Here is a 716-nt window from a genome sequence, read left to right as displayed (position 1 = left end):
TGGGTCGGCTTCGGTGGCAAAGGACTTCAGCGTCACCGGCAGGCGCCGCTTCGGCAGGTCGTCGAAGACCGCGAAGCCGGCGGCGCGCCGGGGCTCGCCACGCACCACCCGCTCCGGCACATGGATGACGATCTCTAGCGCATCCGGGTTTTGCAGGCTCAGCACCGGCTCCTTGGCTTGTATATTCTGGAAGGTCTCCGCCAGCCGGCGGGCGACGACGCCGGCGAAGGGCGCGGTCAGACGGGTGTCGGCCAGGTCCTTCTGCGCGGCGGCGAAGCGCGAGCGCGCGACCTCCATCGCCGTGCGCTTGCGATCGACCTCGGCCCGGGCGACGGCCTGACGCTTTTCCCAGAGCTGGCGCACGCGCTCATATTCAGCCGTGGCGGCGTCCAGCTCGGCCTGGGCCAGGTCTAATGCGGTTTGATAGGAGGTCGGGTCTAACCGCGCCAACAGGGCGCCAACCGGCACCGCATCACCTTCAGTGACCGGCAGATCGAGGATCTGTCCCGGCACATTAAAGGCCAGCTCGACACGCTGCACGGCGCGCACGCGACCGGGGAAGCGCAGGCCTGGGCTCAGCCGGGCCGCGCTGACCTCAAGGATCTCGGCCGGACGTGAGACATCGGCGGGCGCGCTCGCGGGCGGCGCGGGCTGCTCGCAGCCGGCAAGGGCGATGAGCAGCGCAAGGGCGGCGGTCGTCAGAAGACGCCGGCCGG

1 protein-coding gene is annotated in these 716 nt (G+C 70.4%); it reads right to left on the bottom strand.

Annotated features, from left to right (window positions below; genetic code table 11):
• A partial coding sequence (locus VBE63_RS30885) for an efflux RND transporter periplasmic adaptor subunit (RefSeq protein WP_323686761.1) occupies positions 1 to 716 on the bottom strand: 716 nt, incomplete at both ends.

The sequence above is a fragment of the Lamprobacter sp. genome, from assembly GCF_034860625.1.
Lineage (GTDB): Bacteria > Pseudomonadota > Gammaproteobacteria > Chromatiales > Chromatiaceae > Lamprobacter.
The sequence above is the reverse complement of the archived record's forward strand: the minus strand, read 5'-3'. Positions and strand labels throughout refer to the sequence as shown.